Origin of the sequence: Caballeronia sp. GAFFF2 (assembly GCF_023631485.1) — a bacterium.
Classification (GTDB): domain Bacteria; phylum Pseudomonadota; class Gammaproteobacteria; order Burkholderiales; family Burkholderiaceae; genus Caballeronia.
The window spans coordinates 41,564-65,829 of record NZ_JALQDA010000010.1 but is presented as its reverse complement, the minus strand read 5'-3'; the positions used below and the strand labels follow the sequence as shown (position 1 = coordinate 65,829).

Below are 24,266 nucleotides of genomic sequence, written 5' to 3'. Positions count from 1 at the left end.
GAACGGCGCGTGGCCCGTATCGTTCTCAAGATCGACGTCGACACCCTGCGCGGCACGCGCGAAGGCGTGCCCAATCTCGGCAGATTGCTCGACAAATACAGCGCCCGCGCGACGTTTCTGTTCAGCCTCGGGCCGGATCACACCGGCTGGGCGCTGCGCCGCGTATTCCGGCCGGGCTTTCTCAAGAAGGTGTCGCGCACGTCTGTCGTCGAGCATTACGGTGTGAAGACGCTGATGTACGGCGTACTGCTGCCAGGGCCGGATATCGGCCGCGAGGCGAAGGCCGAAATGCGCGCCATCCACGAAGCCGGGTTCGAATGCGGCATCCATACGTGGGATCACGTCTACTGGCAGGACAACGTGCGCGCGCGCGATCAGGCGTGGACCGTGTCGCAGATGCAGCAAAGCCATGCGCGCTTCATCGAGATTTTCGGCGCGCCGCCCGTCACGCATGGCGCGGCGGGCTGGCAGATGAACGGCTACGCGTTCGAACAGATCGACGCCTGGGGTATGCGCTACGCATCCGACGGGCGCGGCCATACGCCGTATATTCCAGTGCTCAATGGCCGCACGCTCGATCACATTCAGATGCCGACCACCCTGCCGACGCTCGACGAAATCCTCGGCGTCGATGGTGTCGACACGACCAACGTCGCCGCGCATCTCTTGCGTCACACGCAGAACAATCCGCGCGACCAGGTTTTCACGCTGCACGCCGAACTCGAAGGCCAGAAGCTCGCGCCGGTGTTCGAGCAACTGCTGGCGGGCTGGCGCGCGCAGGGACACAGGTTCGCCACGATGGGCGACTATCATGCGACGCTGGACCGCGCTTCCCTGCCCACGTACCCTGTCACGTGGGGCGAGATCCCTGGCCGCGCCGGCGAATTGATCGTTCAGCCGGGCTGATCCGCTTCTGCTTGCTAGTCCCGCTGCTTCAAATAAACAACATCTGACCAAGGTTGGGCTACGCGCCCGACCCTGGCCGACAAAGGAGAAACTTCGTGTCAGTCGCAGTCGATCAGCCCGTTCCCGACTTCACCGCACCCGCCACCGGCGGCGAGTTCACGCTCTCGAACCTGCGCGGCAAGAAAGTCGTGCTGTTCTTTTATCCCAAGGACAACACGCCCGGCTGCACGACGGAAAGCCTGCAATTTCGCGACCACTACGATCAATTCCAGGCCGCTGGCGCGGAAGTGGTTGGCATCTCGCGCGACAGCGTGAGATCGCACGACAACTTCAAGGCCAAACTGGAGCTGCCGTACACGCTGGTATCGGACGCCGACGAAGCCATCTGCTCGCTTTTCGATGTCATCAAAATGAAGAAGATGTATGGCAAGGAAGTGCGCGGCGTCGAGCGTTCCACGTTTCTGCTGGATGCAAAAGGCGTGCTGCGCCGCGAGTTTCGAGGCATCAAGGTGCCGGGGCACGTCGAGGCCATCGTCGAGGCTGTACAAGCAATTTGAGGCGCGCTATATTGGTCCGCAATGAGCGCCTGTCCAACCCATGACCTTCTACCGAGCGAAAGCTGCCGTACGCCTTTAGGCGCAATCGGCAGGAGCCCGGGCTATGCGAGGCATCTACGGCGGTACAGCGCACCAGACTCGAAGTCAGCCGCTGGTTCCGGTAGTCGGGACGGCGGCTTTTTTATTGGCGTCGCGCGAATGCCACAGTCGGCCACGAGGTTTTCCAGACCTTCGCACGACACCAGTGGACGCACACTCAAGGAGCAGATCGAAACTTAGGCGAACCGGCGTTTTCGACAAACGAAGCGCGCCGCCGGACGCAGACTGCGAACCACGATTCGCTGCGAGGGCGAACGAGCAGAATGCGACAGGCGGCGCGCAATATACGACCCGATTCCTTTCGAGGGAACACCATGCCTTTGCCTACCGCCCCGGCCAAGCTCGGCCATCTTCTCCCGGCTGAGGAATACAAAGCCAAAGCCCGGCCGTCGAAGCAGAAGAAACAGACGTCGTCATCCGGCGACGAAGAAAACGGCGCGGTCCAGACCGTCGCCGCCGAGCGTCCCGCGGCGAATGCCGCGCATACGCTGCGTTCCATCGCGAGCGAGGTGCTGACCCAGATTCCGCTCGAAGCGCCGAGCGAAGCCGTCATGCCCGCCGCGCCCGCACCCGCCACGCGCGCACGCCGCACCAAACAGACCGCCGCGCTCCTGCAGCCGGCGCCGAACGCGCGTCAGGCAGCCGATGAAGCCGCGCCCGCAACGCCTGCCGAACCCGCCGCGCGCGAAGCCCGTACCGGCCGCGCGGATGCACCCGTCGCGCCCGCGGCCACGACCGCCGCGCGCGCCGCGAAAGAGCCGGCCGCGCAGAACAAACGCCGTCAGCGCGGCGTGCAGGAAGCCGAATTGCACAAGCTTTTCGTGCTCGATACTAACGTGCTGATGCACGATCCGAGCTCGCTCTTCCGCTTCGAGGAGCACGACGTCTATCTGCCGATGATGACGCTCGAAGAACTCGACAATCACAAGAAGGGCATGTCGGAAGTCGCGCGCAATGCGCGTCAGGTGAGTCGCACGCTCGACGCGCTCGTCGCGCACGCGGGCGAGATGTCGGCGGGGCTGCCGCTCGCCGCGCAGGGTAATCGCGACGCGCTCGGACGGCTCTACTTCCAGACGACGCTTACCGATATCGAACCGGTCGAAGGCTTGCCTGTCGGCAAGGCGGACAACCAGATTCTCGGCGTCGTGCGCGCGTTGCAGAAAGAGCGCCCGGACCGGCAGGTCGTGCTGGTGTCGAAAGACATCAACATGCGTATCAAGGCGCATGCGCTCGGCCTGCCCGCCGAAGACTACTTCAACGATCAGGTTCTCGAAGACAAGGACCTGCTCTATTCGGGCGTACGCGCGCTGCCGCAGGACTTCTGGACCAAGCACGCCAAGGGCATGGAGAGCTGGCAGGACACGAAAACCGGCACCACGTATTACCGCGTGACCGGTCCGCTGTGTTCGTCGATGCTCGTCAACGAGTTCGTCTATCTGGAGCCGCAGAACGGCGAGCCGTCGTTCCATGCGGTGGTGCGCGAGTTGAACGGCAAGACGGCGCTCTTGCAGACGCTGCGTGACTACGGCCATCACAAGAACAACGTGTGGGGCATCACGGCGCGCAATCGCGAGCAGAACTTCGCGCTCAACTTGCTGATGAACCCGGAGGTCGATTTCGTCACCCTGCTCGGTCAGGCCGGCACCGGCAAGACGCTCATGGCGCTTGCCGCCGGCTTGGCGCAAGTGCTCGACGACAAGCGCTACAACGAGATCATCGTGACGCGCGCGACCGTGCCGGTGGGCGAGGACATCGGCTTTTTGCCGGGCACCGAGGAAGAGAAGATGCAGCCGTGGATGGGCGCATTCGACGACAACCTCGAAGTCCTGCAGAAAACCGACGATGCCGCCGGCGAATGGGGCCGCGCGGCGACGCAAGAACTGATTCGCTCGCGTCTCAAGGTGAAGAGCATGAACTTCATGCGCGGCCGGACGTTCGTGGATAAGTACGTGATCATCGACGAGGCGCAGAATCTCACGCCCAAGCAGATGAAGACGCTCGTCACGCGCGCGGGTCCGGGCACGAAGATCATTTGCCTAGGCAATATCGCGCAGATCGACACGCCTTATCTGACTGAAGGCAGTTCCGGCCTGACGTACGTTGTGGATCGCTTCAAGGGATGGACGCATAGCGGCCATGTGACGCTTGCGCGCGGCGAGCGCTCGCGTCTGGCGGATTACGCGTCGGATATTTTGTAAGCGCTTTTGACTTGACGAAACGGCCCGGTGAAGCGATTCGCCGGGCCGTTTCTATTCGTCCGATCGTTTCGCCACTGCAACACTTACGACGCAAACTTCATGTGATGCCTCAGGAAAACTTGCCGCACGTCCGTTCGGCGGTCTAGTATCGACAGACTGCCCTCTTTTGGCGAGATGCTGTTCGCCGTCTGCAATGCGTCGAATCTGGCTGCCGTTTCTTGTCTCCGTTCTGCTCGCCGCGTGTGGAAGCGTGCCGCAGGAGAGCGCGCGCAAGCCGGCGGCATCGTCGACAGCCGCGAATCGCACGTACAAGCCGCCTCCTGATTTCCCGACTTTCGTCGACCATAGCGTCGGGCGCGAGGAAATTTCGATTCAGGCGATGGCGCTCGTTGGTGTGCCGTATCGATGGGGTGGAAATACGCCGGAAGCGGGCTTCGATTGCAGCGGACTCGTACACTACGTGGTGGATCGCGCGGCGTCGGTGAATCTGCCGCGAACGACCGCCGAGATGAGCGGGCGCGGGGAATCGATCGAGCCGGACGGCGTTGCGCCCGGCGATCTGATTTTCTTCAACACGACGGGGCGGGCGCATTCGCATGTCGGGATTTATGTCGGCAAGTTGCGGTTCGTGAATGCGCCGTCGACGGGCGGGACGGTCCGGCTCGATTATTTGACCAATCCTTATTGGGCAAAGCGTTTCGACGGAATCCGGCGCGTTGCGCCGCCGAAGAGCGGGCCCGCGCCTTTCGATGCGCCGACGTACTTGGCGTCGCCTGCTGGATCTGACGTGCCGACGGCGGCGGGTGCGAGCGCTCAGGCTTCGGCTAATGGACGGTTATCTTCGACGCCTACCGATTCATATGCTCGGGAAAGCGCGGCGGGGACGAGTAACGAGGCATATCAACCGCCTGTATCGGCATTAAATGCGGGGGAACGGCGAAGCACGGTGACCAATGCCGCACGATCCAACGCCGATGCGTTCGAGCCGCCGCCATCCAGTTTGAGTGCGGCGCAGCGGCAGGCGCTTGCGGCCGGCGCGACGGCCAGTTCCGCGCGATCGAATGCCGATGATTTCGAGCCGCTCCCATCGACCTTGACCGCAGCGCAGCGGCAGGCACTCGCGGCTACCCGTACTGCACAATCCAGTACCGATGCCTTCGAGCCGCCGCCACCTACTTTGAGCGCGGCGCAGCGTCAAGCGGTTGCGGCAGGTGCAACCACCGATACCGCACGATCCAGCGCCGACGCCTTCGAACCTCCGCCGCCCGCCTTGAGCGCCGCACAACGCCAAGCCCGCCTTGCCGGTGCAATCGCGCCATCCGCGGTGGCAGGCTCGGCAAACGCTTCCCCCGATCCCATCCAAGCCGCCGCTGACGCCTTCGAACCGCCGCCGCCGACATCGAACGCCGCACGCAAGCAAGCGCGCGCGGCGCAGGCAACGAGCGATCCCGCCGATCCGCCCGCGCACGTCATCCGCGCATCGACCGGCTCGCTTACCGCGCCGCGTCCGAACCAAGCTGACGATCCCATCGCGCGCTTCGCCACCGGCAGCAACTGAGACTTACACGAGATTCAAGGCGCGCGGCCGCGTCCCGAACACCGACTTTGAGGCCGGAATCTCTTCGTCGCGCTGTTCGCGTCTGCCGTTTTGTTCTGTCCGCGTTGCCCTATATCGCCGGATTTAGGCTTTATGGATAGAAATAGCGCTTCGGTTACGGCAACGCCGCGCGCGGCTCAAGCGCTTCCGATACATATCGAACCGAGCGAAACGCAACTCCATCGCCATCCACAGTCGTCGCCCCTCTCTGCTATCGTGACTAGATCCCGCCGCGACAGGCGGCGCAATCAGAAGGAGCCAATCACCATGGACTTGGGTCTTGCCGGGAAAGTCGTCCTGATCACGGGCGGCAGCAAGGGAATCGGTTTCGCATGCGCAAAAGCCTTTGCAAGCGAAGGCGCAAAAGTCGCGATCGTCTCGCGCGATGCCGCCAACCTCGCGCGCGCCCGCGAACAACTCGCGACAGAAGGTCATCACGTGCATCTCGCCCGCGCCGATCTGCACGAAGCGCACAGCGCCGAAGATGTCGTCGAGGAAGCGAGCGCCGCGCTCGGCCCCATCGACATCCTGATCAACAGCGCCGGCGCCGCGCGCCGGTACGATCCCGACACGCTCGACGCTGCCGCGTATAAAGCCGCGATGGACGCGAAATACTTCTCCTACGTCTATCCGCAGCAAGTGGTGCTAAAGCGCATGGCCGAACGCTTGCGCGGCGATCCGAACATCGAGCCGGGCGCGATCGTGAATATCGTCGGCATGGGCGGCAAAATCGCGTCGGACATTCATATTGCGGGCGGCGCGGCCAATGCGGCGCTCATGCTCAATACCGTCGGCCTTGCGCATCACTATGCCAAGCTCGGCATTCGCATCAACGCGATCAATCCGGGATCGACGCTCACCGAACGCGTCGAGGAAGCCCTTGCGCTCGAAGCCGAACGGCAAGGCACGACACGCGACGCCGTGCTCGCCGAGAGCCAGTCGAAGGTGCCGCTAGGCCGCTACGCGAAACCCGAGGAAATCGCCGACGTCGCGCTGTTCCTGGCGAGCCGTCGCGCGAGTTATGTATCGGGCGCAATCATTCCGATGGACGGAGTGTCGTCGCCGATCATCTGAGAGCGACGCCGCCGAGCGCGGCAATCGATTTGCAACAGATGCAAAACGGCCCCGTCGTGAACGGGGCCGCTGAAGAAACCGACTACAAGATACGGTGGCCGATCCACCAACCGACCGCCGCGAGCACCGCGGATGCCGGAATAGTCAAGATCCACGCCCACACAATATTTCCCGCGACGCCCCAGCGCACCGCGCTGAATTTCTGCGTCGCGCCCACACCGACGATGGCGCCCGTGATCGTATGCGTGGTGGACACTGGAATGCCGAGGAACGATGCGACGAAGAGCGTGATCGCCCCGCCCGTTTCCGCGCAAAAACCACCGACGGGCTTGAGCTTGGTAATCTTCTGACCCATGGTACGCACGATGCGCCAGCCGCCGAACAAGGTTCCAAGACCCATCGACAGGTAACACAAACCGATAACCCAGATAGGCGGCGCATCTGCCGCGGAAGAAGCGTAGCCAGTCGCGATCAGCAGCATCCAGATGATGCCGATGGTCTTCTGCGCGTCATTCCCACCGTGGCCGAGCGAGTAAAGCCCGGCGGAAATGAGCTGCAAGCGCCGGAAGCGCCTATCTACCTTCGATGGCGGCGTGCGGAAATACAGCCACGACACTAGCAGCATGAAAAACGAGCCGAGCACGAAGCCGAGCAGCGGCGAAATGAAAATGAACGCGACAGTCTTCAGAAGACCGTCCATGTTGAGCGATCCCCAGCCCGACTTGGCGAGCGCGGCACCGACGAGTCCGCCGATCAGCGCGTGCGACGAGCTAGACGGAATGCCGTAGTGCCATGTGACGATATTCCAGCCGATCGCGCCGACGAGCGCGCCGAAGATCACGTAGTGATCGACGATATCGGGATCGATCGTTCCCTTGCCGACGGTCGCCGCGACCTTCAGGTGGAAGATGAAATACGCGATGACGTTGAACGCCGCCGCGAAAGCGACCGCTTGTTGCGGCTTGAGCACGCCGGTGGAGACCACCGTGGCGATGGAGTTGGCCGCGTCGTGAAAGCCGTTCATGAAGTCGAACGCGAGCGCGACTATGACGAGCAAGGCGACTGCCCAGATGGCGAGTTGAATCGAATGCATCGGTTGCTTTTGTTTTGACCAGCTGTGAAAAGCGCCGGTTTTGTCCTCTTGACCCGCCGCACAGAGCTTTGATCACGCGCTGGCGGGCATGGCCGGCGTGGTCAGGCGTTTTCCAGAACGATGCCTTCGATGATGTTCGCGACGTCTTCGCACTTGTCGGTGATCGTCTCAAGCAACTCGTAGATGGCCTTCAGCTTGATCAGCGTCTTGACGTCGTCTTCCTCGCGGAAAAGTTTCGACATGGCGGAGCGCAAGACGCGGTCGGCGTCGGATTCCAGGCGGTCGATTTCTTCGCAGATCTTCAGGATTTCGCTCGCGCGCTTCATGTCCGCGAGCAATTCCACAGCCTTCTGCACACGCAGGCATGTCGCCGTGCAGATGTGCGCGAGCTGGCTCGCCTCGGAAGTCACCGCGCGTACGTCGTAGAGCGAAATGGCCGTGGCGACGTCCTCCATCAAGTCGAGGATGTCGTCCATCGTCGTGATGAGCTTGTGGATTTCGTCGCGATCGAGCGGCGTGATGAAAGTCTTGTGCAGCAGATCGATGGTTTCGTGCGTGAGCTTGTCGGCACGCTTTTCGGCCGTCTGGACGTTCTGCTTGTGGACCTCGGCTTCGTCGAGGTTATCGATCAGCAATTCGAGCTCGCGGCTTGCATCGATGATGCATTTCGCGTGCGCGTTGAAAATCTCGAAGAATTTGCCCTCGGTGGGCATGAAACGACCGAACATGAAAATCCCGAAAAATGGGTCAATGAGACAGACATCAAACCGACATATTGTACCTTTGCCCGGCAGCCCACGCACCGCGCGCGAAGCGCCGCGCGGCGCGTGTCGACACGAAGTCTTGACATCGAGCAGAAGGGATGCGCGCGGCTTCGGGCGTTATTCGCCGTAAAAACTCTGCGCGCCGGCGAAATTGTCGAACTTCGTGTATTGGCCGTGAAAAGTCAGCCGCACGGGCCCGATCGGACCATTACGCTGCTTGCCGATGATAATTTCCGCCGTGCCCTTGTCCGGGCTGTCGGGGTTATAAACTTCGTCGCGGTAGATGAAGAGAATCACGTCCGCGTCCTGCTCGATAGCGCCGGATTCCCGCAAATCCGACATGATCGGACGCTTGTTGGGGCGCTGTTCCAGACCGCGATTTAACTGCGAAAGCGCGATCACCGGCACGTCGAGTTCTTTCGCGAGCCCCTTGAGCGAGCGCGAGATTTCCGAGATTTCGGTCGCGCGGTTTTCGCCGCCGCCGGAGCCGGACATCAGCTGCAAATAATCGACGATGATGAGCCCGAGCTTGCCGCACTGCCGCGACAAACGCCGCGCGCGCGAGCGCAGTTCCATGGGGTTCAGGCCGCCCGTTTCATCGATGAAAAGCTGCGCCTCGCTCATTTTTTGGACCGCGTGCGTGAGCTTCGGCCAGTCTTCGTCGGTGAGGCGGCCGGTACGCATTCTGTGTTGATCCAGCCGGCCGACCGAGCCGAGCATACGCATGGTCAGTTGCGTGCCAGGCATTTCCATCGAGAAAACGGCGACGGGCAGACCATACTCCACCGCCACGTATTCGCCGATGTTCATCGAGAACGCCGTCTTACCCATCGACGGACGTCCGGCCACGATGATCAATTCGCCGCCGTGCATGCCCGACGTCATGCGGTCGAGGTCGACGAAACCGGTTGGCGTGCCCGTGACATCGCTCGGATTGGCCGTGTGGTAAAGCGTGTCGATACGCTCGACAACTTGCGTAAGCAGCGGTCCGATTTCCAGAAAGCCCTGCGTGCCGCGCGCCCCGTCCTCGGCGATGGAAAACACACGCGATTCCGCCTCGTCCAGAATCTGGCGCACTTCCTTGCCTTGCGGATTAAAGGCATCGGCGGAAATTTCATCGGCGACGGAGACCAGGCGGCGCAGCACCGCGCGATCGCGCACGATTTCCGCGTAACGGCGAATGTTCGCCGCGCTCGGCGTGTTCTGGGCAAGCGCATTCAGATACGCGAGCCCGCCCACTTCCTCGGCCTTGCCGGCCATGTTGAGCGCTTCGTAGACGGTAATGACGTCGGCGGGCCGCGTGGTCGAGATCAGCTTGCCAATGTGCTCGTAGATGATCCGATGGTCATAGCGATAAAAATCGCCTTGCGACATCACGTCGGCGATTCGGTCCCACGCCGCGTTGTCCAGCAGCAAACCGCCGATCACCGATTGCTCGGCTTCGATCGAGTGCGGCGGAACCTTCAGCGCGTCGAGTTGCGGGTCTTTGGACGGAGCGTTCATGGGGTGGAATTATCGATGAAATAGACGCAAGCGGACAATAAAAAAGGCAGGAACCTGAAACGGTTCCTGCCCTTCTTTTCTGCCGGACTCGGCTGGCTGGGCGTGAAGCCTTACCAGCGGTCCGCAGCGACCTTAGGCGTGCTCGCCCAGCACCGACACCGTGACGTCGACCAGCACGTCCGTATGCAGCGCCACTTGAACAGCGTGGTCGCCCACCAGCTTCAGCGGGCCTTGCGGCAGACGCACTTGCGCCTTTTCCACTTCTGCGAAGCCTTGAGCCTTGAGCGCTTCGGCGATGTCGGCGTTCGTGACCGAGCCGAACAGACGGCCGTCCACACCTGCCTTCTGCGAGATCTGAACCGTGAAGCCGTTCAGCTTTTCGCCTTGCTTTTGCGCGGAAGCCAGCTTTTCAGCAGCAACCTTTTCGAGATCAGCGCGGCGCACTTCGAATTCGGCGATTGCGTCTTTCGTTGCGCGGCGAGCCTTCTTGCCGGGGATCAGGAAGTTACGTGCGTAGCCGTCCTTGACCTTGACGATGTCGCCCAGGTTGCCCAGGTTGACGACTTTTTCCAAAAGAATGATTTGCATTTTGGCTTGTTCCTTATGCGTCGTCTGATTAGGCCTTGTGCAGGTCGGTGTACGGCAGGAGCGCGAGGAAACGCGCGCGCTTGATTGCCGTGTCGAGCTGGCGCTGATAGTGCGCCTTCGTGCCCGTCAGACGAGCCGGCGTGATCTTGCCGTTTTCGCCGACGAAGTCCTTCAGCGTTTCCGTGTCCTTGTAGTCGATGTACTCGACACCGGCTGCCGTGAAACGGCAGAACTTCTTGCGCTTGAAGAGCGGGTTTTGTTGCTGACGACGCTTGTCGAATTTCTTACCAGTCGGGCGGGGCATGTTCAGTCCTTTCCAATGTCCTGCAATTCTGTGATGTGAAACACCAGGGTTCGTGCGTTGCGGCTTTTTTTAGCCAGAAAGCCGGTGAAGCGTGTTTCCACGCCCATCTGACAGCTTTCCAGTCTGCCGCTCACCTCGCCGGCGGCTACGGCCGGCATTGTCAGTTCGACTTGACGGGCAATGCCCGCTTCGACGACTTCCGTTCGGTGATGCAACGTGCAGCTTGCGATTGGTACGCCGGCGGGCGTGTATCGCACCGGTTCGCGTTCCACGACGCTTGCTGTCAGTTGCAGCCTGTTCACTTAATTCCTGGTGGCTGACGAAAATCTTCGCCTTAAGCCTGCGCTTCGGACGGCTGCGAGGCCGCCTTCTTGGCTTCTTCGCGCTGCACTTCCTTCATCATCGGCGACGGGCCGGTTTCGGCCTTCTTCATCTTGACGATGAGGTGACGCAAAACGGCGTCGTTGAACTTGAATGCGTGCTCGAGTTCTTCGAGCGTAGCTTGATCGCATTCGATGTTCATGCAGACGTAGTGAGCCTTCGCGAGTTTCTCGATCATGTAGGCCAGTTGGCGACGGCCCCAGTCTTCGATACGGTGGATCTGGCCACCGTGCGAGGTGATCGTGCTCTTGTAGCGCTCGATCATGGCGGGCACTTGCTCGCTCTGATCGGGATGCACGATAAATACGATTTCGTAATGACGCATATTCACTCCTTGTACTGAACTTTTGGATTAAAGCCACCCGGGCGTCGGACCGGTGCGGCAAGTGAGAAGCCCAAGACTATAACGCGATGCCTTCCCCAAGGCAAGCCAAATCGGCGGTTTCCGAAAGACTTTGGCCATGATTTCAAGCAGTTACAACGTGGCCGCACAGAGCCGCACGAGCCGCACAAAGCCGCGCGAGCGACGCTCAAGCTGCGTGCGTTCCGGCGGGCAATGGTTCGCCGGGAAGCGCGAGCGGACGGCTCCAATAACCGTCCTGCGCGTAAATTTCCTTCAAATAATCAATAAAGTAGCGCACGCGCGCCGGAACGTAGCGCTGCTGCGGATAAACCGCGAGGATGTCGTAGTCGGGCAACTCGAAGTCGTCCAGCACGGTTTCGAGTTCGCCCGACGCCAACTGACGCTGAATCTCCCAGGTCGAACGCCAGCCGAGCCCGAGCCCCTCCGACGCCCAGCGATGCAGCAACTCGCCGTCGTTGCAGTCGAGATTGCCGGTCACGCGCACCGTCACGAGCTTGCCGTTACGGCGAAAGTACCAGCCGCGGTTCTGTCCGCCTTGCAGATTGAACGCAAGACAGTTGTGATTCGGCAAGTCTTCGAGCGTCTTCGGCCGGCCGTGCTTCCTGAAATACGCGGGCGTGCCGCAAACCACGCGGCGGTTGCTCGCGAGCTTCACGGCGACGAAGTTCGGGTCCACCGCCCCGCCGATGCGGATCGACAAGTCATAACCTTCGCGCACCAAATCGACGACGCGGTCGGTCAGATTGAACGACATCTGCAACTCCGGTTTGTCGACGAGGAAAAGCGGCGCGTGCGGCGCGACATGCATGCGCCCAAACGCCGCCGGCGCCGACACGATCAGATGCCCGCCCACCGCGCGCCGGCCGGCCGCGAGTTCGTTCTCGGCCTGATCCCACTCCGCGAGCAGATTCTTGCAGCGGTCGAGAAACGCTGCGCCCTCTTCGCTCACGACGAGCCTGCGCGTCGAGCGATACATCAGTTTGACGCCTAGGCGCTTTTCGAGCGCGTCGATGCGCCGGCCCAGGATCACCGGCGACACGCCCTCTTCCAGTGCCGCCGCCGCGAGACTGCCGGCTTCGGCCACGCGCACGAAGGTTTCGATCTGCTTGAAGCGGTCCATCTCTTTGTCTCCGGCCTCATTCGATACTTTTTGTTTGGTAAAAAACGACTCCGGTTGATCTTATCAAACCTTTTGCACGCGCCTAAAGTGCATCGGAAGCCTGCTGCCATGCGCACGACCAAGACAGCAACCCCGAATAGAGACCCCTGGAAGGAGACAACCATGCCCAAGATGAGAGCCGTCGACGCAGCCGTCCTCGTGCTGGAGAAGGAAGGCATCGACACCGCGTTCGGTGTGCCCGGCGCCGCCATCAACCCGTTTTACTCGGCGCTCAGAAAAGCCGGCAGCATCAGCCACGTGCTGGCGCGCCACGTCGAGGGCGCCTCGCACATGGCCGAAGGTTATACGCGCGCGGCTCCCGGCAATATCGGCGTTTGTATCGGTACGTCGGGGCCGGCGGGCACGGACATGATCACGGGCCTCTACTCGGCTCAGGCGGATTCGATCCCCATTCTCGCGATCACGGGCCAGGCGCCGCGTGCACGTCTGTACAAGGAAGACTTCCAGGCCGTCGATATCGAATCGATCGCCAAGCCCGTCACCAAGTGGGCCGTCACCGTGCGCGAACCGGCGCTCGTGCCGCGCGTGTTTCAGCAGGCGTTCCATCTGATGCGCTCGGGCCGTCCGGGTCCGGTGCTGGTCGACTTGCCGATCGACGTGCAGCTCGCCGAGATCGAATTCGATATCGACACCTACGAGCCGCTGCCGATCTACAAGCCGAAAGCCACGCGCGCTCAGGTCGAAAAAGCGCTCTCGATGCTCAACGACGCCGAGAAGCCCTTGATCGTTTCCGGCGGCGGCGTGCTGAACGCAGCGGCGGAAGATCTGCTCGTCGAGTTCGCCGAAACGCTCGGCGTGCCAGTGATCCCGACTTTGATGTCGTGGGGCGCGATTCCCGACGATCATCCGCTGATGGCAGGCATGTGCGGTCTGCAGACGTCGCACCGCTACGGCAACGCGACCATGCTCGCGTCGGACTTCGTGCTTGGCATCGGCAATCGCTGGGCGAATCGCCATACGGGCAGCGTCGAGGTCTACACCAAGGGCCGTAAGTTCGTGCACGTGGATATCGAGCCGACGCAGATCGGCCGCGTGTTCGGACCGGACCTCGGCATCGTGTCGGATGCGAAGTTCGCGCTCGAACTCTTCGTCGAAGTGGCGAAGGAATGGAAAGCCGCGGGCAAGCTTGCGGACCGTTCGCAATGGGTCAAGGACTGCCAGCAACGCAAGAGCACGATGCTGCGCAAGACCCACTTCGACAACGTGCCGATGAAGCCGCAGCGCGTCTACGAAGAGATGAATCTCGCGTTCGATCGCGACACCTGCTTCGTCTCGACGATCGGTCTTTCGCAGATCGCGGGCGCGCAGTTCCTGCACGTGTTCAAGGCGCGTAACTGGATCAACTGCGGCCAGGCCGGCCCGCTCGGCTGGACCATTCCCGCCGCGCTCGGCGTGCGCGCCGCGGACCCGCAACGCAAGATCGTCGCGCTCTCGGGCGACTACGACTTCCAGTTCATGATCGAGGAACTCGCCGTGGGCGCGCAGTTCAAGCTGCCTTACGTGCACGTGGTCGTGAACAACTCGTATCTCGGTCTGATTCGTCAGGCGCAGCGCGGCTTCGACATGGACTACTGCGTGCAGCTCGCGTTCGACAACATCAACGCGCCGGAGCTCGAAGGATACGGCGTGGATCACGTCGCGGTCGCCGAGGGTCTTGGCTGCAAGGCGCTGCGCGTGCACAAGCCCGAAGACATCGCGCCGGCGTTGAAACAGGCGCAGGCGCTCGCGGCGCAACATCAGGTGCCGGTCGTGGTCGAGATGATTCTCGAACGCGTGACCAACATCGCGATGGGCACCGAGATCGACGCGATCAACGAGTTCGAAGAGCTCGCCGAAACGCGCGCCGATGCGCCGACCGCCGTGACCGTGACGCCGCTCGACTGAGCGTCCTAGAACTGACCGACCATCAGGAATAAAGACATGCCGAAATTTGCCGCGAACCTGACCATGCTGTTCAACGAAGTCCCTTTCCTCGACCGCTTCGCGGCGGCGTCGAAGGCGGGCTTCAAGGCGGTCGAGTTCCTGTTTCCGTATGCGTACTCGACCGGCGATTTGCAAGCACGCATCGAGGAACACGACCTGCGGATCGTGCTGCACAACCTGCCCGCGGGCAACTGGGAAGCGGGCGAACGCGGCATCGCCTGCCTGCCGGATCGCGTGAGCGAGTTCCGTGAAGGCGTGCCCCGCGCAATCGAATACGCGAAGGCGCTGAAGGTGCCGCAAGTGAACTGCCTCGTTGGCATTCCGACGGCGGGGGTATCGAAGGAACAGGCGCGCACGACAATCATCGAAAACCTGCGCTTCGCCGCCGATGCATTGAAGAAGGAAGGCATCCGCCTGCTCGTCGAGCCGTGCAATGCCTACGATATTCCGGGCTTCGCGCTGAACCGTTCGTCCGAAGGGCTCGACGTGATCCGTGCGGTCGGCTCGGACAATCTGTTCCTGCAATACGACATCTATCACATGCAGCGCATGGAAGGCGAACTGGCCGCGACGATCAAGAAGAACCTGCCGTCGATCGCGCATATCCAGCTCGCCGACAATCCGGGGCGCAACGAACCGGGCACGGGCGAGATCAACTACGCGTTCCTGTTCGATCTGCTCGATTCGATCGGCTACGAAGGATGGATCGGCTGCGAATACAAGCCGCTTGCAAGCACCGAAGCGGGCCTTGGCTGGCTTCGCACGATCGCCGCCGCAAAGCCGCGCGCCGCCGCTTAAAACCCGAGACACAAGGAGAGCAAGAGAGTATGGCAACCATTGGATTCATCGGCCTTGGCATCATGGGCGCGCACATGGCGCGCAACCTTTTGAAGGGCGGTCACAAGCTCGTCGTGAACGGCAAGTTTCCGGTGCCCGACGACATCCGCGCACAGACGCAAGTCGCGGCCGATTCCACCGGCGTGGCGCAAGCGAGCGAGATCGTCATCACGATGGTGCCCGACACGCCCGATGTCGCCAACGTCCTCTTCGCCGATGACGGCGTGGCCAACGGCCTCACGAAGGGCGAGCTCGTGATCGACATGAGCTCGATCAACCCGCTCGATACGCAGGACTTCGCGAAGAAGATCAACGCGCTCGGCTGCGACTATCTCGATGCGCCCGTGTCCGGCGGCGAAGTCGGCGCGCGCGAGGCATCGCTCACGATCATGGTGGGTGGCCCGCAGAAATCGTTCGATATCGCGAAGCCTCTGTTCGATCTCATGGGCAAGAACATCTCGCTCATCGGCGACAACGGCGCGGGTCAGACCTGCAAGGTGGCGAATCAGATCATCGTCGCGCTCAACATCGAAGCCGTCGCCGAGGCCTTGTTGTTTGCCTCGCGTTCGGGCGCCGATCCGGAACGCGTGCGCCGGGCGTTAATGGGCGGGTTCGCCGCGTCGCGCATTCTCGAAGTGCACGGCGAGCGCATGACGAAGCGCACGTTCGACCCGGGCTTCCGTATCGAACTGCATCAGAAGGACTTGAATCTTGCGCTCGAAGGCGCGCGCAAGATGGGTCTCGCCCTGCCCCACACCGCGAGCGCGCAGCAGTTGTTCAGCGTGTGCGCGGCCAATGGCGGCAAAGCCTGGGATCACTCGGGACTCGTGCGGGCGCTTGAAATCATGTCGAACTTCCAGGTTGCTCAAGAACCGCAGAAGGCGAAAGCCGCGGCTTGAACGACCGGTACCGTGGGGCGTCCCGCGTATGGGCACGCGGGACAAATGCCGCTCTGGGCTGAGGGCGGCAAGTGGGGTCCGAGAGCGGCACCCGTCGGTCGAGCCGGGTAAGCCTTGGTCGGTCAGACGGTTTTCCGTCGGGTGTCCGCGTCGGATTGTTGGATCACGCATGAACCAGCCATTGTCACAATCTCCGAACTATCCTTGAAGTGATGCGACTAACGAAGCCTTGCCCTGGCGCAAGCGCTCACCATCGACACTTAAGGAGTTCAGCAATGGGAATCCTCAGCTTTATCAAGGAAGCAGGCGAGAAGCTCTTTGGTGCAACCTCGCAAACCGCGCAGGCCGCGCCCGCGGCCGTGGATGTCGCGGAGCTCAATCTCAAGGCCGGCGAAGCCATCGCGACGTACATTCGTTCGCAAGGGCTCGAAGCGCAGGATCTGCAAGTGAAGTACGACGGCGCGTCGCACACGGTCACCGTATCGGGCGAAGCCGCGGATCAGGCCACGAAGGAGAAGATCCTCGTCGCGGCGGGCAACGTGCAGCACGTGGACAAGGTGGATGACCAACTGACCGTGCCATCGCCCGCTCCGGAGTCGCAATTTCATACGGTCGTGGCCGGCGACAATCTCTGGAAAATCGCGGAGAAGTATTACGGCAGCGGCGCGAAAAACGATGTCATTTTCGAAGCCAACAAGCCCATGCTCAAGAGCCCGGACAAGATCTATCCGGGACAGGTTCTACGTATTCCGGCTGCAAGCTGAAGCAACGAAAAACGCGAACTCCGGTTCGCGTTTTTCTTTTCAGTTTCAGTATGTCTCGAAGATGCGCTGCAGGCCGGGCGCATCGCTCACGCCTTTCGCAAGCGCCAGTTGCAACAGCACGCGCGCCTTGTACGGATTGAGCGTGCCCGCGCTGACGGTGCCGAGCGCATCGTCGGATGCGGCGCCGTTGCGCATCACATGGCCCGAGCCGACGCGCGATGAACGCACCACCGCCACGCCTCGCCCAATGGCATCGGCGAAAGCTTGCGCGAGCGTCGAACTCATGGAGCCGTTGCCGGTACCCGCAAGCACGATGCCCTTCACGCCAGCGCCGACGAGCGCATCGACCGGAACACGCGATACGCCCGCATAACTCGCGACGATTTCGACCATCGGCCAGTCTTGCGGCACGGTGAACTCGCTCGCGAGCGTATGCGGCCGCACGACTGTGCGTTGAAACTCGACGCGTCCGTCCTGCACGAAACCGAGCGCGCCCGCTTCGGGCGAACGGAAGGCATCGACGGCATAGGTGCTCGTCTTCGTAACTTCGCGTGCGCTGTGGATCAAATGGTTGAACGCGATCAGCACGCCCTGCCCCGCCGCCTGCCTCGAAGCCGCGACCGTGAGCGCGTTGAGCAGATTCAACGGACCATCGGCGGACAGGGCACTGGAGGGCCGCATCGCCGCGGTCAGGACGACCGGCTTCGCGCTCTTCACCGTCAGATGCAGCAAGTAAGCGGTCTCTTCGAGCGTGTCCGTGCCGTGCGTGACGACCACGCCATCGATATCGTCTTGCGCGAGCAGTGCATCGATCCGCCGCGAAAGCGTCGTCCACAGCGCGGGCGTCATGTCCTTGCTGTCGATGCTCGCAATCTGTTCCGCGTGAATGCGCGCGACCGAGCCGAGCGCGGGCACGGCTTCGAGCAGCTTGTCGACGCCGACCACGCCTGCCTTGTAACCCGCTGTCCTGGATGCATCGCCAGCTTGTCCGGCGATGGTGCCGCCCGTCGCGAGAACGGCGAGGCGCGGCAAGGTATCGAGAGAAGTGTTCATGCCGGCGATTGTAAATCAGCCGGGATGAACCTGAACTCGCTCAAGCCGCTTCGCGCAGTTGCGCCGCGATCTGCGCCTCGTCGAGTTGCGGCGCGAACATCTCGATCAGCCGGTAAGCGTAGGCCCGCAAGAACGCGCCCTTGCGCAAGCCGACGCGCGTCGTGCTCGCCTCGAACAGATGCTGCGTATCGAGCGCGACGAGTTCGCTGTCGCGCTTCGGGTCATACGCCATCGCCGCGACGATGCCGATACCCATGCCAAGCTCGACATACGTCTTGATCACGTCGGCATCGATGGCGGTGAGGACGATATCGGGAATGGCACCCGCGCTCGCGAAGGCCTGGTCGATATGCGAGCGTCCCGTGAAATCCTGATCGTAAGTGACGACCGGATACTCGGCGATCTGTTCCAGCGTGATGTTCTCGAGTCCGACGAGCGGATGGCCCTTCGGCACGACGACCGTGTGATGCCACGAGTAGCACGGGAAGGTGACGATGTCGGGATAGCGGTCGAGCGCTTCCGTCGAGATGCCGATATCCGCTTCGCCGTTGATGATCATCTGCGCGATCTGCTGCGGACTGCCCTGACGCAGCGCGAGATGCACCTTCGGGAACACTTCCGTGAACTGGCGGATCACCTTCGGCAGCGCGTAACGCGCTTGCGTGTGCGTCGTCGCCACGACGAGATGGCCGTTGTCCTGATCCGCGAACTGGCGCGCGACGCGGCGCAGGTTTTCAGCGTCGAGCAACATGCGCTCGATCAGCTGATGCACCTGTTTGCCAGGCTCGGTGAGGCCGGTCAGACGCTTGCCGCGTCGGATGAAGATATCGACGCCGAGTTCGTCCTCGAGGTCCTTGATCTGCTTCGACACGCCAGACTGCGACGTATAGAGCACGTTCGCGACCTCGGTCAGATTCATGTTCTGACGCACTGCTTCGCGCACGAAGCGCAATTGCTGGAAGTTCATTTCAGCCTCTCTTTATGCCGTTGCTTTTGTTTGTTGTGCCCCGTTCGCATCGCCTGCCGGGAACACGCGCAACGCGCGCGGCACGGCGGTCGCGCCGTCGCCTACGTCGAGTCGCAGCGTGCGCCACGACTCGCGGTCGAGCTCCGCTTCGAGGATGCGCCCCGAGTTGCCTTCGAGTTCCACGCGCACCGAGCCGCCGAGCGTCACCACGCGCCGCACGCCGACCACGATGCCGTCGCGATGCGTGCCATCGACGGGATAGATCGCCAGATCGTGCGGACGCACGTAGGCCAGCGCGCGGCCGCTGAAATGCGCGGGCACGGCAATGGCCTGCGTGGCGCCATCGGCGACGAAGCCGTTGGCATCGACATGACCTTGCAGGCGATTGGCCGCACCGAGGAACTCGTAGACGAACGAGGTCTGCGGATGGTCATACACGTCTTGCGGGCTGCCCACCTGCTCCACGCGCCCGTGATTCATCACGACGATGCGGTCCGCCACTTCGAGCGCCTCTTCCTGGTCGTGCGTGACGAAGAGCGTCGAGATATGCAGATCGTCGTGCAGACGGCGCAGCCAGCTACGCAATTCCTTGCGCACCTTGGCGTCGAGCGCGCCGAAAGGTTCGTCGAGCAGCAGCACTTTAGGTTCGACGGCAAGCGCTCGCGCCAACGCGATACGTTGACGCTGACCGCCCGACAGTTCGGACGGAAAGCGCTCCGCGAGCCAGTCGAGTTGCACGAGCTTCAACAATTCATGCACCTTCTCGCGGATGACGGCCTCCGTTGGCCGCTCGCGGCGCGACTTCACGCGCAAGCCGAAGGCGACGTTCTCGAACACGGTCATGTGGCGGAACAGCGCGTAATGCTGGAACACGAAGCCGACTTGCCGCTCACGCGCGCCCACTTCGGCAACGTCCTCGCCGTTGAGCACGACCTGACCGGCATCGGCATATTCGAGGCCGGCGATCACGCGCAAGAGCGTGGTCTTGCCGCAGCCGGAAGGTCCGAGCAGCGCGACGAGTTCGCCCGACGGAAAATCCAGCGTGACGTTGTCGAGCGCGGTGAAGGTGCCGAAGCGCTTCTGCAGATTGCGAACGATGATGCTCATGATTGATCCACGCCTTCCATTTATACGGTTGCCTTCACGTCGCTCAGCGTGGCCGTCATGCGGCGCTCCGCGATCAGCTTCAGCCCGAGCGTGACGAGCGCGAGCAATGCAAGCAGCGACGCCACCGCGAAGGCGGCCGAGAAGTTGTATTCGTTGTAGAGAATCTCGACGTGCAGCGGCATGGTGTCGGTCTGGCCGCGAATGTGGCCCGAGACCACCGAGACCGCGCCGAACTCGCCCATCGCGCGCGCGTTACAGAGAATCACGCCGTAGAGCAGGCCCCACTTCACGTTGGGCAACGTCACGCGCCGGAAGATCTGCCAGCCCGACGCGCCGAGCACGTGCGCGGCCTCTTCCTCGTCGTTGCCTTGCGCCTGCATCAACGGAATCAGTTCGCGCGCGACGAACGGGAACGTCACGAAGATGGTCGCGAGCACGATTCCCGGCACCGCGAAGATGATCTGCACATCGTGCGAAATCAGCCACGGTCCGAACCAGCCCTGCGCGCCGAACATGAGCACGTAGATGAGGCCGGAGATCACGGGCGACACCGAGAACGGCAAGTCGATAAGCGTCGTCAGAAGAGCCTTGCCGCGAAACTCGAACTTGGCGATGGCCCACGATGCCGCGAGCCCGAACACCACGTTGAGCGGCACGGCAATCGCGGCGGTCAAGAGCGTGAGCTTGATGGCCGACCACGCGTCCGGGTCCTTGAGCGAATCGAAGTAATAGTCGATGCCCTTCGCGAAGGCCTGCACGAACACGGCGACGAGCGGCACGACCAGAAACAGCGCGAGAAACACGAGCGCGATACCCGTGAGTATCCAGCGCACGGCGCGCGGTTCGGTGACGGGATTGAGCCGGTTGGTCTCGCCGCGCGCGGCGGTGTTCACGGGAAGCGCCTTGCTGTTTGGCGTGCTCATGCGTGACCTCCGCCCGGAGTTCCGGCATGCAGCGATGGCCCCGCGGCCACCACGGGCGCCGCGCCCGTCTTGCTCGTGCGGCGTTGCAGGAACCATTGCAGCGTGTTGATGAGGAGCAGCATGAGAAAGGACACGCACAGCATCACGACGGCGATGGCCGTCGCGCCGGCATAGTCGTACTGTTCGAGCTTGGTGATGATGAGCAGCGACGTGATCTCCGATTTCATCGGTACATTGCCCGCGATGAAGATGACCGAACCGTATTCGCCGAGCGCGCGCGCGAACGCAAGCGCGAAACCGGTCAGAAGCGCGGGAAAGAGCGCCGGCAACACGACGCGGCGAAACGTCAGCCAGCGCGTGGCGCCGAGACATGCGGCGGCTTCTTCCTGCTCGCGCTCGAAGTCTTCGAGCACCGGCTGCACCGTGCGCACGACGAACGGCAAGCCGATGAACGTCAGCGCCACGAGCACGCCGAGCGGCGTGAACGCCACCTTGATGCCGAGCGGCGCGAGATACTGCCCGATCCAGCCGTTGCTCGCGTACACGGCGGCAAGCGAAATGCCGGCAACGGAGGTCGGCAGCGCAAACGGCAGATCGACGATGGCATCGACGACACGCTTGAACGGGAACGTGTAACGCACGAGCACCCATGCGACCAGGAAGCCGAAGATCGCGTTGATGACCGCCCCGCCGAGCGCCGCCGTGAACGTGAGCCGATACGACGCCAGCACACGCGGCCCGGTGACGGCGCGAACGAACTGCGCCCAGTCGAGCGTCGCGGTCTTGGCGAAGGTCGCCGCAAGCGGAATCAGCACCACGAGGCTCAGGTAAGCCACCGTGATGCCGATCGTCAGCCCGAAGCCGGGTAACGCACTCGGCTTTCGGAAAGTGAACGTTGTCATCTTTGCTTCATCCTTGATCGTCCTGCCTTCGGCGCCGGGGGATAAGCGCACTGTTTTTTTGTCTCGTCATGCGCGGCCGTCTTTGCGGCCGCTTTCATTGCGACTCGAGCGCCTCGCGGCGCCCGGTCTCTTGCCTGCTTACTGCGGCTGATAGATCGAATCGAACACGCCGCCGTCCGCGAAGTGCGTCTTCTGCGCTTTGGTCCAGCCACCGAAGGTGTCGTCGATGGTGTAGAGCTTGAGCTTGGGGAACTGCTTGGTCAGCTCGGCGGGCACCTTGTCCGAACGCGGACGATAGAAATTGCGCGCCGCGATCTGCTGGCCTTCGTCGCTATACAGATACTTCAGATACGCTTCGGCCAGCTTGCGCGTGCCGTGCTTGTCGACGACCTTGTCCACCACCGCCACCGGCGGCTCGGCCAGAATGCTCACCGAAGGAACCACGATCTGGAACTTCTCCGGACCGAATTCCTTGAGCGACAGGAACGCCTCGTTTTCCCATGCGATCAGCACGTCGCCCTGACCGCGCTGCACGAAGCTGGTGGTCGCGCCGCGTGCGCCGGAATCGAGCACGCCTGCGTTCTTGTAGAGCTTGGTCACGAACTCCTTCGCGGTCTCTTCGTTGCCGCCGGGCTTGTGTTGCGCATACGCCCACGCCGCCAAATAGTTCCAGCGCGCGCCGCCCGAGGTCTTCGGGTTCGGCGTGACGATCGACACGCCCGGCTTGGTGAGATCGTCCCAGTCCTTGATGCCCTTCGGGTTGCCCTTGCGCACTAGAAACACAATGGTCGACGTGTACGGCGATGCATTGTCCGGCAGACGCTTCTGCCAGTCCGTCCCGACGATGCCCTTGGAGGCGAGCGCGTCGATGTCGTAAGCAAGCGCAAGCGTCACGACGTCTGCCTGAAGCCCGTCTAGAACCGCGCGCGCCTGGCCGCCGGAACCGCCATGAGATTGCTTGAAGGTGACCGTTTCGCCGGTGTCCGCCTTCCACTTCTTCGCAAAGGCCTGGTTGAAGTCCTGATACAACTCGCGCGTCGGATCGTACGAGACGTTCAGAAACGACGTGTCCGCGTGCGCGGTGGCCGAGATTCCGAAACTCGCCGCCGTGATCGCCAGCGCGGCAAAGAGTTGTTTCGCGCCGCCCTTCAATCCAGCCCTGATGCTATGCATTCCCCGTTCTCCGTCTTATCGAATTGACGGAATCAGTCTAAAGGCGAGCTTATATGATTAGAAATAATTGTTTCTCACTTTTTTAGATGCAAAAGTGCTAAAGCAAGGTTTTTCGCAGTCCGAGCGACAAATAGCGACTGTTTGAGCGCGTTGCAGCCTTGTCAGTAAAGGATCTGGCGACGAACTTCAAGTAAAGCTTGAAAAGCTCGAAATACTGTATAAAAATACAGTTATCTGTCCATCCATACAGTGCGCCGAGGCTCCAGCAAGTGACCAAACCCTCAAAACTTACCGCGCGACAGCAGCAAGTGTTCGAGCTCATCCAGCGAGCCATCGACCGCACGGGCTTTCCGCCCACGCGTGCCGAAATTGCTGCCGAGCTTGGCTTCAGCTCCGCGAACTCCGCCGAGGAACATCTGCGGGCACTGGCGCGCAAGGGCGTGATCGAACTCGCGGCGGGTTCGTCGCGTGGCATCCGCCTGTTGGGAGGCTCCGCGCGCATCGACCGTTCGGACGATCTTCCGCATCAGTTCACCTTGCCGCATCAGAGCATCATGCAGTTGTCGCTTCCGCTGGTCGGGCGCGTTGCGGCGGGCAGCCCCATCCTTGCGCAGGAGCATATTTCGCAACACTACGCGTGCGACCCTGCGTTCTTTTCGGGCAAGCCCGACTATTTGCTGAAGGTGCGCGGCTTGTCCATGCGCGACGCGGGCATTCTCGACGGCGACCTGCTTGCCGTACAGAAGCGCAATGAAGCGAAAGACGGGCAGATCGTGGTCGCGCGTATTGGCGACGATGTCACGGTGAAGCGCTGGAAGCGCCGGCCAGATGGCGTGGAATTGGTCGCGGAGAATCCCGACTACGAAAACATCTTCGTGCGCTCCGGCAGCGGCGACTTCGCGCTGGAAGGAATCGCGGTCGGGCTCATCCGCTCCGGCGAGTTCTAACGCACGACTCGAGCGCGCGGCGCGTCAACACCGCCGCCCGCTTCGCCTCCTCGCCCTCGCGCGACGCGGCACGTTTCAAAAATTACAAGCATGACGGCCACCGCTCGCGGCGTGCCGCGGTGCGTCCTATCGTCTGTCGTCTGTCGTCCGCCGTCTGGAGAGT

24 protein-coding genes are annotated in these 24,266 nt (G+C 62.2%); 10 read left to right on the top strand and 14 right to left on the bottom strand.

The genetic code is table 11. The features are described from left to right. Positions 1 to 9: 9 nt before the first annotated feature. From NCT04_RS07655 to NCT04_RS07635, 5 genes are all read left to right on the top strand, one after another. Complete coding sequence (locus NCT04_RS07655) at positions 10 to 906, top strand: polysaccharide deacetylase family protein (protein ID WP_250464783.1); 897 nt, start codon at positions 10 to 12, stop codon at positions 904 to 906. 95 nt (positions 907 to 1,001) lie between these two features. Next, positions 1,002 to 1,463 (top strand): peroxiredoxin, encoded by a 462-nt coding sequence (locus NCT04_RS07650; RefSeq protein WP_244825211.1) that lies wholly within the window; start codon positions 1,002 to 1,004, stop codon positions 1,461 to 1,463. Positions 1,464 to 1,876: 413 nt separating this feature from the next. Continuing rightward, positions 1,877 to 3,760 carry a PhoH family protein gene (locus tag NCT04_RS07645; protein WP_244825213.1) on the top strand — a complete coding sequence of 628 codons (1,884 nt, stop codon included), beginning with the start codon at positions 1,877 to 1,879 and terminating at the stop codon, positions 3,758 to 3,760. Between the two features lie 193 nt (positions 3,761 to 3,953). Next, on the top strand, positions 3,954 to 5,318 hold the full coding sequence (locus NCT04_RS07640; protein WP_250464781.1) for an NlpC/P60 family protein: 1,365 nt from the start codon (positions 3,954 to 3,956) through the stop codon (positions 5,316 to 5,318). A 306-nt stretch (positions 5,319 to 5,624) separates the two neighbouring features. Continuing rightward, positions 5,625 to 6,431 (top strand): SDR family oxidoreductase, encoded by an 807-nt coding sequence (locus tag NCT04_RS07635; protein WP_250464778.1) that lies wholly within the window; start codon positions 5,625 to 5,627, stop codon positions 6,429 to 6,431. Positions 6,432 to 6,513: 82 nt separating this feature from the next. Here the strand turns inward: NCT04_RS07635 and NCT04_RS07630 are convergent, their stop codons facing one another. The 8 genes from NCT04_RS07630 to NCT04_RS07595 form a co-directional block, all read right to left on the bottom strand. Next, entirely contained in the window at positions 6,514 to 7,524 is a 1,011-nt protein-coding gene (locus NCT04_RS07630) for an inorganic phosphate transporter (RefSeq protein WP_244825217.1), read from the bottom strand. 101 nt (positions 7,525 to 7,625) lie between these two features. Then, positions 7,626 to 8,252, bottom strand: a complete 627-nt coding sequence (locus tag NCT04_RS07625; RefSeq protein ID WP_244825219.1) for a DUF47 domain-containing protein — start codon at positions 8,250 to 8,252, stop codon at positions 7,626 to 7,628. Between the two features lie 153 nt (positions 8,253 to 8,405). Beyond that, entirely contained in the window at positions 8,406 to 9,791 is a 1,386-nt protein-coding gene (locus NCT04_RS07620; RefSeq protein WP_244825221.1) for a replicative DNA helicase, read from the bottom strand. A 132-nt stretch (positions 9,792 to 9,923) separates the two neighbouring features. Then, positions 9,924 to 10,379 carry a 50S ribosomal protein L9 gene (rplI, locus tag NCT04_RS07615; protein ID WP_244825222.1) on the bottom strand — a complete coding sequence of 152 codons (456 nt, stop codon included), beginning with the start codon at positions 10,377 to 10,379 and terminating at the stop codon, positions 9,924 to 9,926. Between the two features lie 28 nt (positions 10,380 to 10,407). After that, entirely contained in the window at positions 10,408 to 10,683 is a 276-nt protein-coding gene (gene rpsR, locus NCT04_RS07610; protein ID WP_060857153.1) for a 30S ribosomal protein S18, read from the bottom strand. 2 nt (positions 10,684 to 10,685) lie between these two features. Beyond that, positions 10,686 to 10,985 (bottom strand): primosomal replication protein N, encoded by a 300-nt coding sequence (priB, locus tag NCT04_RS07605; RefSeq protein WP_244825224.1) that lies wholly within the window; start codon positions 10,983 to 10,985, stop codon positions 10,686 to 10,688. A 32-nt stretch (positions 10,986 to 11,017) separates the two neighbouring features. After that, positions 11,018 to 11,389: a 30S ribosomal protein S6 gene (rpsF, locus tag NCT04_RS07600; protein WP_061117413.1), complete on the bottom strand. Its 372-nt coding sequence runs from the start codon at positions 11,387 to 11,389 to the stop codon at positions 11,018 to 11,020. Positions 11,390 to 11,594: 205 nt separating this feature from the next. After that, positions 11,595 to 12,548: a LysR family transcriptional regulator gene (locus NCT04_RS07595; protein WP_244825225.1), complete on the bottom strand. Its 954-nt coding sequence runs from the start codon at positions 12,546 to 12,548 to the stop codon at positions 11,595 to 11,597. A 162-nt stretch (positions 12,549 to 12,710) separates the two neighbouring features. Between NCT04_RS07595 and gcl the strand changes: the two genes are divergently transcribed. From gcl to lysM, 4 genes are all read left to right on the top strand, one after another. After that, complete coding sequence (gcl, locus tag NCT04_RS07590) at positions 12,711 to 14,492, top strand: glyoxylate carboligase (protein WP_244825227.1); 1,782 nt, start codon at positions 12,711 to 12,713, stop codon at positions 14,490 to 14,492. Positions 14,493 to 14,528: 36 nt separating this feature from the next. Next, positions 14,529 to 15,329: a hydroxypyruvate isomerase gene (hyi, locus tag NCT04_RS07585; RefSeq protein ID WP_250464776.1), complete on the top strand. Its 801-nt coding sequence runs from the start codon at positions 14,529 to 14,531 to the stop codon at positions 15,327 to 15,329. 29 nt (positions 15,330 to 15,358) lie between these two features. Beyond that, complete coding sequence (locus tag NCT04_RS07580) at positions 15,359 to 16,267, top strand: 2-hydroxy-3-oxopropionate reductase (RefSeq protein WP_250464774.1); 909 nt, start codon at positions 15,359 to 15,361, stop codon at positions 16,265 to 16,267. A 275-nt stretch (positions 16,268 to 16,542) separates the two neighbouring features. Beyond that, positions 16,543 to 17,031 (top strand): peptidoglycan-binding protein LysM, encoded by a 489-nt coding sequence (lysM, locus tag NCT04_RS07575; RefSeq protein ID WP_250464772.1) that lies wholly within the window; start codon positions 16,543 to 16,545, stop codon positions 17,029 to 17,031. A 45-nt stretch (positions 17,032 to 17,076) separates the two neighbouring features. Here lysM and NCT04_RS07570 read toward each other — a convergent pair whose 3' ends face one another. The 6 genes from NCT04_RS07570 to NCT04_RS07545 all read right to left on the bottom strand — a co-directional run bounded on the left by NCT04_RS07570 (position 17,077) and on the right by NCT04_RS07545 (position 23,156). After that, positions 17,077 to 18,084, bottom strand: coding sequence for an asparaginase (locus NCT04_RS07570; protein WP_250464770.1), 1,008 nt, complete (start codon positions 18,082 to 18,084; stop codon positions 17,077 to 17,079). A 40-nt stretch (positions 18,085 to 18,124) separates the two neighbouring features. Then, positions 18,125 to 19,051: a CysB family HTH-type transcriptional regulator gene (locus tag NCT04_RS07565; RefSeq protein ID WP_244825235.1), complete on the bottom strand. Its 927-nt coding sequence runs from the start codon at positions 19,049 to 19,051 to the stop codon at positions 18,125 to 18,127. Between the two features lie 12 nt (positions 19,052 to 19,063). After that, complete coding sequence (locus NCT04_RS07560) at positions 19,064 to 20,158, bottom strand: sulfate/molybdate ABC transporter ATP-binding protein (RefSeq protein WP_250464768.1); 1,095 nt, start codon at positions 20,156 to 20,158, stop codon at positions 19,064 to 19,066. Between the two features lie 20 nt (positions 20,159 to 20,178). Continuing rightward, complete coding sequence (gene cysW, locus NCT04_RS07555) at positions 20,179 to 21,081, bottom strand: sulfate ABC transporter permease subunit CysW (protein ID WP_250464766.1); 903 nt, start codon at positions 21,079 to 21,081, stop codon at positions 20,179 to 20,181. Beyond that, positions 21,078 to 21,983 carry a sulfate ABC transporter permease subunit CysT gene (cysT, locus tag NCT04_RS07550; protein WP_244825239.1) on the bottom strand — a complete coding sequence of 302 codons (906 nt, stop codon included), beginning with the start codon at positions 21,981 to 21,983 and terminating at the stop codon, positions 21,078 to 21,080. Before cysT ends, cysW begins: the two co-directional genes overlap by 4 nt. A 138-nt stretch (positions 21,984 to 22,121) precedes the next feature. Further along, complete coding sequence (locus NCT04_RS07545) at positions 22,122 to 23,156, bottom strand: sulfate ABC transporter substrate-binding protein (RefSeq protein ID WP_244825240.1); 1,035 nt, start codon at positions 23,154 to 23,156, stop codon at positions 22,122 to 22,124. A 269-nt stretch (positions 23,157 to 23,425) separates the two neighbouring features. On the opposite strand from NCT04_RS07545, the gene lexA reads away from it, so the two are divergent. Beyond that, positions 23,426 to 24,103 (top strand): transcriptional repressor LexA, encoded by a 678-nt coding sequence (gene lexA, locus NCT04_RS07540; protein WP_250464764.1) that lies wholly within the window; start codon positions 23,426 to 23,428, stop codon positions 24,101 to 24,103. The last annotated feature ends 163 nt before the right edge of the window (positions 24,104 to 24,266 follow it).